Consider the following 12,357-nt stretch of genomic DNA (forward strand, 5'->3'; position numbering starts at 1 on the left):
CGAGGGCATGACCATCAAGCTTTCACAGTGCTTCATCGCAGTCGACGACCATGACAAGGCCCTCGCCTTCTACCGCGACACCCTCGGCCTGGAGGTCCGCAACGACGTCGGGTTCGAGGGGATGCGCTGGGTGACCGTCGGATCGCCCGCGCAGCCGGACGTGGAGGTCGTCCTCGAACCGCCGCTCGCCGACCCCAACGCCTCGCCCGCCGACCGGCAGGCCATGGCGGAACTGCTGGCCAAGGGCCTGCTGCGCGGCGTGATCTTCTCCACCGACGACTGCGACGCCACCTTCGAGCGGATCCGGGCCGCGGGCGGCGAGGTCCTCCAGGAGCCCGTCGACCAGCCCTACGGCGTCCGCGACTGCGCCTTCCGCGACCCGTCCGGCAACATGCTCCGCTTCACCCAGCCGCGTACGGGCTGAGCCCCGTAAGGGGCGCGAGGCTATCTCGATATGCGGCTACCGCCACGTGGGCGCGACCGGCCCCCGACGGCCCCCAGTCGCACGACCGCACCTCCGGCGGAGCGCTCGGTTTCGTGCCGGCCGCCCGCCGGGGCTCAAGGCTGGAGGCCGCCGAGCCGCCCTTCGAGATGGACGAGCAGCTCGGCGAGGGTGCCGGCGAGCTCGTCCTGCCGGTCCTTGCCGAGGCCCGCGAGCAGCGCCTGCTCGTACTCCAGCTGGCGCGGGATCAGTATGTCGATGAGCTCCCGGCCGGAATCGGTCAGCGACAGGTGGGCCACCCGCCGGTCGCGGCCGTCCGGTCGGCGCGCGACCAGGCCGCGCTCCTCCAGCACCCGCAGCCGCTTGGTGACGGCCGCGCCCGAGGCGAACGTCTCCCGGGCGATCTGCCCGGGCGTCAGCTCCCGGCCCGTGCGCCGCAAGGTGCCCAGGATGTCGAACTCCGCCCGCGTCAGCCCCTCGCGCACCAGCGGGGCGTCCGTGGCCTGCTGAAGCAGGGCGGCGCACCTGTTGAGCCTGCCGATCACGGCCATCGGCGCGGTGTCGAGTCCTGGGTGGACCTGCTGCCACTGGCGCAGCACGCGCGCGACGATGTCCTCGGCGTCCTCGGCCACAGTTCTCGATCCTCTCCAGTCGGTGTTCCCCGGTAGATTCTGCCGCGCCGGGCGCGGGCGGATCCGTCGAGGCCCGCCGGAGGGCCGTGTGCCGTCAGCCGCCCGCCGGAGCGGGGGTGTGGAGAGCGGCCAGGGCCCGGTGCCCCTCGCGTTCCTCGTGGGCGACCCGCGCGGCGATCCGAGCCCCGGGCGGCGCGGGTCGCCGCCGCTCGCCGGCCGCGACGTCCACCGCCGCGCGCAGCTCCAGCAGCGCCGCCCCGAGCCGCTCCCGGACGCGGGTGGTGTCCTGCGTGCCGTCACGCGCGGCGTCCCGGGCCTCGCGGACCCGGCCGAGGGCGGCCTCGACCCGCTCCACGGCCCGTCCGTCGGCGACCAGCAGGCAGACCAGCACCCCTGTCGCGGCGCCCGCCACCGTGTCGGCGCCCCGGTCCGCCATGGTCCCGCCCGCCGGGTGCGCCCCGGCGAACTCGCCCAGAAGCAGGGCCATCGGCGTCACGAACACGCTGCCCAGCCAGTAGTTCCGGGCCATGGTCGCCTCCGCCGCCACCTGGAGCGCGAGCACGACCGCCACCATGACGGCCTCGCCCGTGCGGGCGAGGGGCAACAGCGCGGCGAACAGCGCCAGCCCCACGACATTGCCGATCACGCGCTGCGCGCCGCGCTGCCACGACGCGGTGGCGTGGGCCTGGACGACGGACGCGGCCGAGACGACGGCCCAGTGGGGGTGGGTGCTGCCCAGCGCGAGGGAGACCCACCCGGCGAGGGCGGCGCCGAGTGCGACGCGGGTCGCGGCCAGGGAGATCAGCCCGTCCTGAGCGCGGTGCGGGGGTCCGGGGGCGAAGCCCCCGGCTGTGGGAAGGGGCGGGACAGGGGAACGGCCACCGCGGCGCAACGCACGCGCCACCTCCCGCAGCCGCTCCGTCTCCGTCTCCGTCTTCGCCTCCGCCTTCGACGACGCCCTCTCGGCCCACGCCACGAGCGCTTCCAGGTCGGGCCGGGCCGCGCACGCACGGCGCGCCGCCTCCGCCGTCACCAGCACCGCGTGCCGGTCGCCCCGGGCCGCCGCCTCCAGGGCCCGCGCCACGGCGATCCGCTCCGGCCCGCGCGGCCGGATCAGGCCCGGGGCCATGCAGATCAGCCAGGCCAGCGCACCGCTCGCCGCGACCAGCCCCAGATGCCAGGGCACCTCCGCCACCCGTTGCGGCACGAAGAACGCCGTCGACGTGAGGAACGTCAGCACCACGTTCCCCGGCGGCCCGATCCGCGCCGCGTCGCACACGGCCTTGTGGACCGCCGCGACGAGCGCCGCGAGGAGGACCAGCAGCGGGGCCGAACTGACGAGAGCGGCGCCGGTCAGGGCCACGCCCATGCCCGCGACCGCGCCCAGGACCAGCCAGGCCAGCGTCCGGGCGCGCCGGGCGTAAGGCCGGTCGTGCCCGTACAGCGCGCAGAGCGCGCCGGCGGCGGTGTAGAGGGCGAGGTCGAGGCGGCCGAGCGCGAGGAGCGTCACGTCGGGGACGGCCATCGCGGCGGCCGCGCTCAGCGCGGGCCAGGTCCAGATGTCGGCCGCCGGCCTCAGCCGGACCAGACCGCGCACGGGCAGGGGAGGGAGCTTCGCCATGCAAAGAGATTAGCAGGTGTTTTACTAGTGAAAGAGTTCCAGGATCACCTGGCGGCAGTCCTCCGGCGACCCCCACGCCTGCCGCAACGCCCGCGCCTTGCCCAGCCACAACGACAGGTCGTACTCGGACGTGTAGCCGATCGCACCGTGCACCTGCAGCGCCGTACGCGCAGCCGCGTACGCCGCGTCGCAGGCGGCCGCCTTGGCCGCCGCCACCTCCGCCCGGACGCCCGGCGAGCCCGCCGCCAGGGCCACGGCCGCGCCGTACAGCAGCGGCCGCGCGAACTCCAGGCCGATCACCGCGTCCGCCAGCCGGTGCTTGACCGCCTGGAACGAACCGATCGCCGCGCCGAACTGGACGCGCCGCCCGGCATGCGCCACCGTCCGGTCGAGAAGCGCGTACCCCACCCCGAGTGCCTGGGCGGCGGTCGCGAACGCCGCCCACAGCCCGGCATGCGCGGTCGCTTCCCGCACGGCCGGCCCGGCCGCCAGCGGCTCCCCGCCCACCGCGGGAAGGGCCAGGCGCCGCGCGGGATCGACGGACGGCCGGACCGGGCCGTGGCCGGACGCCAGCCGCAGAACCGCCTCCCCCTCGCCATCCGTCACCACGAACACCGCGTCCGCAGCGTCCGCGTCCAGCGCGTACGGTCCCGCCGCCGGCGCCGTCAGGGTCACCCGCGCCCGGCCCGCGCACACCCTCGGCACCCACTCCTTCGCGGGCGCCGCCTCCCCGGCCGCCGCCAGCCGCGCCAGCAGGGCCGTCACCGCGACCGTCTCCACCAGCGGTCCGGGCACGCAGTGCCGGCCGAACTCGACGAAGGCGACGCCCAGTTCCACGGGCAGCGGCCCCACCCCGCCGAACGCCCCGGGCGCCGCCAGCGTGAACACGCCCGCGTCCGCCGCCCGGCGCCACAGCGCCCGCCCCGGCCCGTGCTCGCCGCGTGCCCACGCCCGTACCGCCGAGGGCGTGTCCGCCGCCGCGAACATCCGGTCCAGCGAGCGCCCGAAGGCCGTCTGCTCGGCGTCCAGCGCGAACCTCATCCCCGGCGTCCCTTCGGCAGTCCCAGCAGCCGCTCCGCGATCACGTCCCGCTGGATCTCGTTCGTCCCGGCGTAGACCGGCCCGGCCAGGGCGAACAGCCAGCCCTGCGTCCAGGTGCCGTCGGCGAGTTCGCCCTCCGCGCCCAGCAGGTGGAGGGCCGTCTCGTGCAGCGCGAGATCCAGCTCCGACCAGAACACCTTCGTCAGGCTCGCCTCCGCCCCCGACGGCGGATCCGGCCGCGACACCTGCGCGTAGGCGTACAGCCGGTACGCCCACGCCCGGATCACCGCGTCCGCGACCCGGTCCCGCAGCGCCGTGTCACCGGGAACGGTGGCCGAACGCCACAGCTCCACCAGGCGTTCGGCCGTCGCCGTGAACCGGCCCGGGGCGCGCAGCGCCGTCCCGCGCTCGCTGCCCGCCGTGCTCATCGCGACGCGCCAGCCCTGCCCCGGCTCCCCGACGACGTCCTCGTCCGGCACGAAGACCTCGTCCAGGAAGATCTCGGCGAAGACGGGCTTCCCGTCGAGACGCCCGACGGGCCGTACGGTCACCCCGGGCGCGTCCAGCGGGAACAGCGCGTACGTCAGCCCCCGGTGCGGACGGTCCGCGCCGGGGTGGCTGCGGAACAGCCCGAAGGCCCGGTCCGCGAACGCCGCCCGCGAGGACCACGTCTTGTTCCCGCTGAGCAGCCAGCCGCCGTCCGTACGGACCGCGACGGAGTGCAGCGCGGCGAGGTCGGAGCCCGCCTCCGGCTCGGACCACGCCTGGGCCCAGACCGTCTCGCCGCGCGCCATCGGCGGCAGGATCCGGGCCCGCTGCTCCTCTGTGCCGTGTGCGAGGAGCGTGGGGGCGAGCAGGGCCACGCCGTTCTGGGAGATCCGGGCGGGCGCGCCCGCCGCGTGGTACTCCTCCTCGAAGACCAGCGACTCCACCGGCGAACCGTTCCGGCCCCCGTAGGCGGCCGGCCAGGAGACCGCCGACCAGCGGCCCTCGTACAGTGTCCGCTCCCACGCCCGGTGTTCGGCGAAGCCCCGCGCGGTCTCCGGCGGGGCGAGCGGGGCGACGGGCACGTGCTCCGTCAGCCAGGCCCGGGCCTCCGCGCGGAAGGCGGTCTCCTCGGGGGTGAAGTCGAGGTCCACTTCAGGACTCCGCTCTCATGAGGACTCCGCTCTCATGCTTCTGGCGTCCATCCCCGCGAGCTGATCGCCGGACGTCTCCGCGTTGTGCGCGTGCGCGAGGTGGTGGAGGGCGAAGGCCGAGTCCAGGCCGCTGTGGAGCCCCTGGAGGTCCTCGGCCTGGTTGACCGCCCGTTTCGTCAGCGCCAGGCCCATCCGGGGCATCCGGGCGATCCGCCCGGCCAGGGCGAGGGTCTCGGCGGCCAGCCCGTCCCGTGGCACCACACGGTTGACCATCCCCACCTCGTACGCGCGCCGCGCGCTCATCCGGTCGCCGGTGTAGAGGAGTTCCTTGGCGATCCGGGGCGGCATCACCCACGGGTGGGCGAAGTACTCGACTCCGGGGACGCCCATCCGTACGACCGGGTCGGCGAAGAACGCGTCCTCGCTCGCCACGATCAGATCGCACACCCAGGCCAGCATCAACCCGCCCGCCACGCACGCCCCTTGCACGCTCGCGATCAGCGGCTTGGGCAGCTCGCGCCAGCGCCGGCACATCCCGAGGTACACCTCGGACTCCCGGGCGAAGCGCTGCTCGGCGCCGGACTTGCCGGAGTGGTCCCACCACAGCCCGGCCCGGCGGGGGAACGGCAGATGCGCGTCACGGCCGGGCGACCCGATGTCGTGCCCCGCCGAGAAGTGCTCGCCCGCCCCGGCCAGGACGACGACCCGGACGTCGTCGTCGGCCGCCGCCTCGGAGAAGGCCGTGTCCAGGGCGTAGGTCATCGCGGAGTTCTGCGCGTTGCGGTACGCGGGCCGGTTCATGGTGACCGTCGCGACGAGGCCGTCGCGCTCATAGCGCACGACGGGTTCCGCGACAGGGTCAGTGGTCGGGTCAGCGGTCATCAACCATCCTTCCCTAACAAGTGTTTGGTAGGTTAGCGTGGGGCCATGAGCAGCGTCGAGAGCTCCGGCCCGCCGCCCCCGCCACCCGGCCACGACCTGCTGACCGGGCGTACCGCCGTCATCACCGCCGCCGCGGGCACCGGCATCGGCGGCGCCACCGCCCGCCGCTTCCTGGAGGAGGGCGCCGGCGTGGTCCTGGGCGACGCCCACGCGCCCCGTCTCGCACACGTGGTGGCGGAGCTCGCCGAGGAGTTCGGCGCGGACCGCGTCGCCGGGACGCCCTGCGACGTCACCGACGAGGCCCACATCGCCGCCCTCCTCGACCTCGCCGAGGAACGCCACGGAACCCTCGACGTCCTCGTCAACAACGCCGGCCTCGGCGGCACCGCCGACCTCGCCGACATGACCGACGAACAGTGGCACCGAGTCCTCGACACCACCCTCACCGGCACCTTCCGCTGCACCCGCGCCGCCCTGCGCCGCATGCGGGCACGCGGCACCGGCGGCGCCGTCGTCAACAACGCCTCCGTCCTGGGCTGGCGCGCCCAGCGCGGCCAGGCCCACTACGCCGCCGCCAAGGCCGGCGTCATGGCCCTCACCCGCTGCGCGGCCCTGGAGGCCGCCGACCACGGCGTACGCGTCAACGCCGTCGCCCCGAGTCTCGCCGCCCACCCCCACCTCGCCCGGGTCACCACCCCGGAGCTGCTGGAACGGCTGGCGGAACGGGAGGCGTTCGGGCGGGCGGCCCAACCCTGGGAGGTCGCCAACGTCATCGTCTTCCTCGCCAGCGACTACTCCTCGTACATGACCGGGGAGACCGTCGCGGTCAGCAGCCAGCGCGCGTGAATGACAGCGCGCATGAACGAGAATGGCACCGTGCCGACCAGCAAAAAGACCACCCCCGCACGTCGTGCGGAACTGCTCGCCCGGGCCGCCGAGGTGTTCGCCGAGCACGGCTACCGGGCCACCACCGTCCGCCGGATCGCCGACGAGGCGGGCATGCTCGCCGGAAGCCTCTACTACCACTTCGACTCCAAGGAGTCGATGCTCGACGAGATCCTCACCGGCTTCCTCGACGACCTGTGGGCCCGCTACGACGCCGTGCTCGCCGCCGGGCTCGGCCCCCGCGAGACCGTCACGGAGCTCGTCACCGAGTCCTTCCGCGAGATCGACCGCCACCGCGCGGCGGTCGCCCTCTACCAGAAGGAGACCCCGCACCTCGCCGGGAGCCCCCGCTTCTCCTACCTCGCCGACTCCCGGCGGAAGTTCGAGGAGATGTGGCTGGGCGTCCTCCGGCGCGGCGTGGCCGACCGGGCCTTCCGCGCCGACCTCGACATCCGCCTCGCCTACCGCTTCCTGCGCGACACCGTCTGGGTGGCCGCGTCCTGGTACCGGCCCGGCGGGACGCACACCCCGGAGGAGATCTCCCGGCAGTACCTGTCCATGGTCCTGGACGGCATCGCCCCACGAGCCCCACGACCCTAGGAGTCGTCATGGCCGAAGCGTTCATCGTCGAAGCGGTACGCACCCCCGTCGGCCGCCGCGGCGGCGCCCTCGCCACCGCCCACCCCGCCGACCTGGGCGCCCACGTCATCGCCGAACTCATCCGGCGCACGGGCGTCGACCCGGCGGCCGTCGACGACGTCGTCCTCGGCTGCCTCGACACCGTCGGGCCGCAGGCCGGGGACATCGCCCGCACCAGCTGGCTCGCCGCCGGCCTCCCTGAGGAGGTCCCCGGCGTCACCGTCGACCGGCAGTGCGGCTCGGGCCAGCAGGCCGTCCACTTCGCCGCCCAGGCCGTGCTCTCCGGCACCCAGGACCTCGTCGTGGCGGGCGGCACCCAGAGCATGTCGCAGATCCCCATCGGCTACGCCTTCCACCGCGCCGTCGAACCCCTCGGCCTCACGCACGGCCCCTTCGCAGGCTCCCACGGCTGGCGGGCCCGCTACGGCGACCGGCCCGTCAACCAGTTCCACGGCGCGGAACTCGTCGCCGACCAGTGGGGCATCACCCGGGAGGCGATGGAGGAGTACGCGCTCCGCTCCCACGAACGGGCGGTGCGCGCCGCCGACGAGGGCCGCTTCACCCGGGAGACCGTGCCGTACGGGGACGTGATCGCCGACGAGGGCCCGCGCCGCGACACGTCCCTCGACCGCATGGCCGCCCTCAAGCCCGTCGTCCCCGGCGGGCGGATCACCGCCGCCGTCTCCTCCCAGGTCTCGGACGGCGCGGCGGCCCTGCTGATCGCGAACGAACGCGCCGTCCACGACCACGGGCTGACCCCCCGCGCCCGGATCCACCACCTCTCCGCCCGCGGCGAGGACCCCATCCGCATGCTCACCGCCCCCATCCCGGCGACGGCCCACGCGCTGCGCCGGTCGGGTCTGAACGTGGCCGACATCGACCTCTTCGAGGTCAACGAGGCCTTCGCCCCTGTGGTCCTGGCGTGGCTCAAGGAGACCGGCGCCGACCCGGACCGCGTCAACGTCAACGGCGGCGCGATAGCGCTCGGGCACCCGCTGGGGGCGACGGGGGCGAGGCTGATGACGACGCTTGTGGCGGAGCTGGAGCGGATGGGCGGACGATTCGGGTTGCAGGTGATGTGTGAGGGGGGTGGGCAGGCGAACGTGACGGTGGTGGAGCGGGTGTGAAATCAGCCTGTCCGGCGTTTGAGGACACCGCGCGTCAGCGCGAAACGGGGTGCGAGGGGGCGGAGCCCCTTCAGAAGCGGGAGAATAGGGATAAGATTCCAGGTCTGACCTGATATGTACCCGCTCCGCTCATTCGGTGACGACTGCAGAGCGTGAAGAAGCCCGGGCCCCCAACTCAGTGGGGCCCGGGCGACCCGGGGTCCCCCGTTATCTTCTTCGCGGTCCTGCAAGAGGGCCGCTGGCCTCCGGGCCCGGCATGACTGTTCCCCCCTGTCGAAGGCATGACCTGGGGGGTGGTGTCACCGGGCCCGGGAGGTGCCGTCGGAGACGCTGATCAGAGGTCCGGCCACCGTCCGGTCCGGCGCAATGCCGGACAGCTCGCAGGCGGCAGGTCTGCATAACGTGGATGCGCGCGTACGACACCGACGCCGGGGCCGGCACCGGCAACGTCCCTGGAAGGGTGCGATGCTGAGGCCGTGGACGGTGGCGATCAGCACGTACTCGCCGCCGTCGTTGCCTCGGAAGGGAACCCACTGGTAGTCCTGGGGGACGGGTGAGCGGTGGTGCCTGGTGAGGTTGGGCGGCGGGGGCAGCGGGCGGGGCGTGGGGGCGTTGATGGGGGCGTGTAGGCCCAAGCCGAGGAGCTTCCTCAGCCATCCGGTCCACCGAGAGCTAGAGTTGCGCATGTCGACGCTCCTTCGAAGCGTTGGCCACGCCCCGGGGCCGGTCGCGCGGTCGCCGGGGCTTGAGCTAGTTATGAGTACCGGATCCCAAACCCATCGCGGGAGTTGACTGGCGTTGACTATTCTGCGGAGGGCGCTGGTCAACACCTTGGAGTTGTCATGAACGACTTCGCTTCCCGTGTGCGAGCTGCACTGGCGGCCAAGGGCATGACCATGAGAGCCGCCGCACGCGAACTGAGTTACGATCCCGCCTACTTGTCCCGGGTGCTGAACGGTAAGCAGCAGCCGTCCGAGCAACTCGCAGCGGCACTTGACGATCTTCTCGGTACTGACGGGGCGTTGACCGCCGTCGTGGTGTCGAGCAGGTCTGGCGGTGTGACTGGGCCCGAGGCGGATATCGAACACATGCGAGCCACCATTGGCTGTCTGCTCGACCACGACAACAGATACGGTGGCGATGCAGTTGCGCAAGCCGCTGTACAGATTTGGCGGGCCGGCCAAAAGCGCTTGGACAGTGGCTCAGTTCCCGATAATGCCCAATCAGAGTATCTATCCACTGTGGCTGAAGTCGCCGAAATTTCCGGTTGGCTGCTGTTCGACGCAGGTCAGCAACAGGAATCACGCTCGGCATTCCTTGAGTCACACATGCTGGCGCGGCATGCCGGAGACAAACCGATGAGCTGGTTTGCCCTGGATATGCTCTCTATGCACGGGATCGAGCATCAGCGGCCGGGCGAATCACTTCGCATCGCGGAGGAATTTCTTACTGATTCCCGAATTCCTCCCCGTGTGGCGCTTCTCGCACGCATCCGAAAGGCACGGGCGCTTGCAGATACGGGGAATCGGCAGGGCGCTTTGAAGGAGTTTGCAGCCGCAAGAAGCGCATTGGCAGATTCGATCACGACTCGCGATCCATCATGGACGTGGTGGGTCGATGACCGCGAGCTCTCGGGACATGAAGGTGAGGCATTTATAGCCCTTGGCGAGCCCAGTGCGGCAGTCCCGAAATTGCAACGTGCTCTCGAACTTGCCATTGAGAGCGACTCAAACAGGCGTGTAATCCTTTATTACAGCGTCGCTCTACTTGCGTCTTATGTATCTGGGCGCTCATGGCGGCAATGCGAGTCGACTCTGCTCTCGCTTCCTCCACTACTTGAAAATGTCACTTCTGGGCGAAGTCGACGCAGGTTGCGGGCAACGGTACGCGAAATTTCTCGCGCATCAAATTCCCCTCAATGGCTGTTGGATCTGGCGCGTGAGATGCCGGCCACCTAAAGTTTGTCTCGTAACTGGGTTGGCGGCCTGGTGTTGTAGGGGCTCTGACGATGTCCGGCAGGTACCGAGGGGCGGGGCGCTTCGGCGGGCAGAGAATCGTTTCTGTGTCTTCTCGTTCGGGTGAGTGGCGCATGCCTGGTCAGCGGTTTGGGCAGTGGGGGTGCGACTTGACCCGGTTGCCGACATGAGCGCCAACCTACCGTCGTCGAAAGGCACTTCCTCATGCGTCGTATCGCTTCCGTATTCCTGGGAACCGTCGCGCTCCTCGGCGTCCTCGCCACACCCGCCTCTGCGGCCGATGCCGCCTCCACCACCGTCGCTTCTGTCGTCGCCACGGTCCAGAACGCGGTCACAGGGGTCGAGACCGCTGTCGGCAACCTCACCGGCGGTCTGTAAAAGTCGGCACCTGGCAGGGGCCATCTCGCCTCCTTGCCCCTGCCACGACGTCTCGTGACGGCCGTCCTGTCCTACGGTCAGGCGGTCGTCCCGTTGTGGTGGAAGGTGGCACCTGACCAGGGACGCTCCGAGCCGGGGCAGAGGAATGTTCGCCATCTCTCGTTCGGGTGAAGCGGCGGTTGGCAGGGAACTCCGCCGGGCAGTCCGGTGATGTCCGAGCAAGTCCCTGCCACGTGAGGACCCCGACTTGCCCCAACTGCGCACCATCACCACCGCTGCCGCTGCCGCGCTGGCACTGCTCCTCGCCATCCCCGGCTCCGCCTCCGCCGATATCTCCGGAACCTTCACCTACTCGTACACCGACGCGAACGGTACGCAGGAAACAGTAACTCTGGACGATCTGACGACTACCAAGTGTACCGACATCACGGAAGTGGCGAACAAGACGGCTGAGTTCGCGTTTGCGCCCAACAACCGTACTGACAGGGTGGTCCAGCTCTTCACCAAGCGCGGCTGCGGGGGCAGCAAGTTCATCCTGGGGGATGGAACGAGCAAACCAGACGAACCGCATTTCGCCTCCTTCTATTTCAACGGCTGACCCTGACAGCCCTGGTGTGGTCCCGGCCGGGACCACACCAGGGCTGTCGCTTGCCGGTGGGCGGTCTGGCCGAATACGGACACGGCACCAGTCGGCGACGCGACCACACCGCAGTCGGACAGTTCCCCGTCCGCACCACCGGTCAGCCGGCCAAGGCAAGGTTGTGCATGCGGGCGACGCCGCTGGTAGCCCAGAAGACACCGTCACCCTTCAGGCGGCAGTCGCGGAGAATCTTCCAGTTCTTCCTGCGGGCAAAAACGTGCTCGACCCGGGCCCGGACCCGTCGGTGCGAGGCGTTGTGCCGCTCTTTCCAGACAGGCAGCCGAGCCGGTCCTGTCCGGCCTGACGGCGATGCGGCATGAGTACCCCGGTGCCCTGATAGCCGCCGTCGGCAAGGACGGTCGCTGTGCCGCAGGCGTCCTTGATGCCGGACTCGGTGAAAGCGGTGCAGTCGTTACGGTTGCCCGGCAGCGGCAGACCGACGGCCAGGACAGCCCTGGTCTCCGCCTTGACCAGTACCTGGAGATTTGCCGAGTAGCGGCAGTTCTTCGACGAGGCGGACACGGTGCGGTCCCGGGTGGGCACCAGCGTGCCGTCCACGACGAGGACGTGGTGGCGCCCGGGTTTGCGCTTGCCCCGAGCCAGGACCAGCAGCGGCCTGTGCCGGCTGATGACCCTGCCTACGGCCGCCGGGGAGATCCCGAACAGCGGGGCGAGCTGGCGCATGGTGAGGTTGGTGCGGCAGTACATCGCCACCAGCAGGACCCGGTCCTCCAGCGCCGGCGCCCACGGACGGCCCGGCCGGCCCGGGTCCAGGGCCCGGCCGCCCTCGCGATGGACGGCCCGCACCAGACGCTGGAACTGGCGTAGAGGGGCCATCCGTAGCTTCGCGTCGGAGACTGCCTGGCCACCGAAGCCCTGGTGGCGGCGGAGGGTCTCGAAGGTCTCGGTGTCGCTGTAGTCGAGTGCGGGGCGGCGTATGAGGGTCGAGGCATGG

The 12,357-nt window shown here is 71.6% G+C and carries 12 protein-coding genes and 1 pseudogene; 7 read left to right on the forward strand and 6 right to left on the reverse strand.

The annotated features are described in order from the left end of the window. Positions 1-7: 7 nt before the first annotated feature. Complete coding sequence (locus AB0E98_RS19345) at positions 8-424, forward strand: VOC family protein (protein ID WP_361703945.1); 417 nt, start codon at positions 8-10, stop codon at positions 422-424. Positions 425-558: 134 nt separating this feature from the next. Here AB0E98_RS19345 and AB0E98_RS19350 read toward each other — a convergent pair whose 3' ends face one another. The 5 genes from AB0E98_RS19350 to AB0E98_RS19370 form a co-directional block, all read right to left on the reverse strand. Continuing rightward, positions 559-1,074 (reverse strand): MarR family transcriptional regulator, encoded by a 516-nt coding sequence (locus AB0E98_RS19350; RefSeq protein ID WP_361703948.1) that lies wholly within the window; start codon positions 1,072-1,074, stop codon positions 559-561. Between the two features lie 94 nt (positions 1,075-1,168). Continuing rightward, positions 1,169-2,695, reverse strand: a complete 1,527-nt coding sequence (locus AB0E98_RS19355; protein ID WP_361703951.1) for an FUSC family protein — start codon at positions 2,693-2,695, stop codon at positions 1,169-1,171. Positions 2,696-2,719: 24 nt separating this feature from the next. Continuing rightward, positions 2,720-3,736 (reverse strand): acyl-CoA dehydrogenase, encoded by a 1,017-nt coding sequence (locus tag AB0E98_RS19360; RefSeq protein WP_361703953.1) that lies wholly within the window; start codon positions 3,734-3,736, stop codon positions 2,720-2,722. Beyond that, a complete protein-coding gene (locus AB0E98_RS19365) occupies positions 3,733-4,875 on the reverse strand; it encodes an acyl-CoA dehydrogenase family protein (RefSeq protein WP_361703955.1) in 1,143 nt (380 codons plus the stop codon). The genes AB0E98_RS19360 and AB0E98_RS19365 overlap by 4 nt, the downstream gene beginning before the upstream one ends. Before the next feature lie 15 nt (positions 4,876-4,890). After that, the gene (locus tag AB0E98_RS19370) at positions 4,891-5,757 is read right to left on the reverse strand and encodes an enoyl-CoA hydratase (RefSeq protein WP_361703957.1); all 867 of its coding nucleotides are present in this window, start codon (positions 5,755-5,757) and stop codon (positions 4,891-4,893) included. 45 nt (positions 5,758-5,802) lie between these two features. On the opposite strand from AB0E98_RS19370, the gene AB0E98_RS19375 reads away from it, so the two are divergent. From AB0E98_RS19375 to AB0E98_RS19400, 6 genes are all read left to right on the forward strand, one after another. Continuing rightward, a complete protein-coding gene (locus AB0E98_RS19375) occupies positions 5,803-6,603 on the forward strand; it encodes an SDR family oxidoreductase (RefSeq protein ID WP_361703960.1) in 801 nt (266 codons plus the stop codon). 30 nt (positions 6,604-6,633) lie between these two features. Further along, positions 6,634-7,242 carry a TetR/AcrR family transcriptional regulator gene (locus tag AB0E98_RS19380; protein ID WP_361703962.1) on the forward strand — a complete coding sequence of 203 codons (609 nt, stop codon included), beginning with the start codon at positions 6,634-6,636 and terminating at the stop codon, positions 7,240-7,242. 8 nt (positions 7,243-7,250) lie between these two features. Then, complete coding sequence (locus tag AB0E98_RS19385; RefSeq protein WP_361703964.1) at positions 7,251-8,408, forward strand: acetyl-CoA C-acetyltransferase; 1,158 nt, start codon at positions 7,251-7,253, stop codon at positions 8,406-8,408. An 842-nt stretch (positions 8,409-9,250) separates the two neighbouring features. Beyond that, on the forward strand, positions 9,251-10,366 hold the full coding sequence (locus tag AB0E98_RS19390) for a helix-turn-helix transcriptional regulator (protein ID WP_361703966.1): 1,116 nt from the start codon (positions 9,251-9,253) through the stop codon (positions 10,364-10,366). 222 nt (positions 10,367-10,588) lie between these two features. Then, positions 10,589-10,762: a hypothetical protein gene (locus tag AB0E98_RS19395; protein ID WP_361703969.1), complete on the forward strand. Its 174-nt coding sequence runs from the start codon at positions 10,589-10,591 to the stop codon at positions 10,760-10,762. 247 nt (positions 10,763-11,009) lie between these two features. Beyond that, entirely contained in the window at positions 11,010-11,360 is a 351-nt protein-coding gene (locus AB0E98_RS19400) for a hypothetical protein (RefSeq protein WP_361703970.1), read from the forward strand. 142 nt (positions 11,361-11,502) lie between these two features. On the opposite strand, the pseudogene AB0E98_RS19405 reads toward AB0E98_RS19400, so the two are convergent. Continuing rightward, positions 11,503-12,239 (reverse strand): annotated as a pseudogene (locus tag AB0E98_RS19405) (transposase). Positions 12,240-12,357 lie beyond the last annotated feature (118 nt).

It is taken from the genome of Streptomyces sp. NPDC037389 (genome assembly GCF_040636475.1).
Classification (GTDB): domain Bacteria; phylum Actinomycetota; class Actinomycetes; order Streptomycetales; family Streptomycetaceae; genus Streptomyces; species Streptomyces hesseae.

Bases quoted from the DNA above. Each gene is read 5' to 3' on its own strand.
- AB0E98_RS19345 (WP_361703945.1), top strand. From the start codon at position 8: ATGACCATCAAGCTTTCACAGTGCTTCATCGCAGTCGACGACCATGAC.
- AB0E98_RS19355 (WP_361703951.1), bottom strand. From the start codon at position 2,695: ATGGCGAAGCTCCCTCCCCTGCCCGTGCGCGGTCTGGTCCGGCTGAGG.
- AB0E98_RS19360 (WP_361703953.1), bottom strand. From the start codon at position 3,736: ATGAGGTTCGCGCTGGACGCCGAGCAGACGGCCTTCGGGCGCTCGCTG.
- AB0E98_RS19370 (WP_361703957.1), bottom strand. From the start codon at position 5,757: ATGACCGCTGACCCGACCACTGACCCTGTCGCGGAACCCGTCGTGCGC.
- AB0E98_RS19375 (WP_361703960.1), top strand. From the start codon at position 5,803: ATGAGCAGCGTCGAGAGCTCCGGCCCGCCGCCCCCGCCACCCGGCCAC.
- AB0E98_RS19385 (WP_361703964.1), top strand. From the start codon at position 7,251: ATGGCCGAAGCGTTCATCGTCGAAGCGGTACGCACCCCCGTCGGCCGC.
- AB0E98_RS19390 (WP_361703966.1), top strand. From the start codon at position 9,251: ATGAACGACTTCGCTTCCCGTGTGCGAGCTGCACTGGCGGCCAAGGGC.
- AB0E98_RS19395 (WP_361703969.1), top strand. From the start codon at position 10,589: ATGCGTCGTATCGCTTCCGTATTCCTGGGAACCGTCGCGCTCCTCGGC.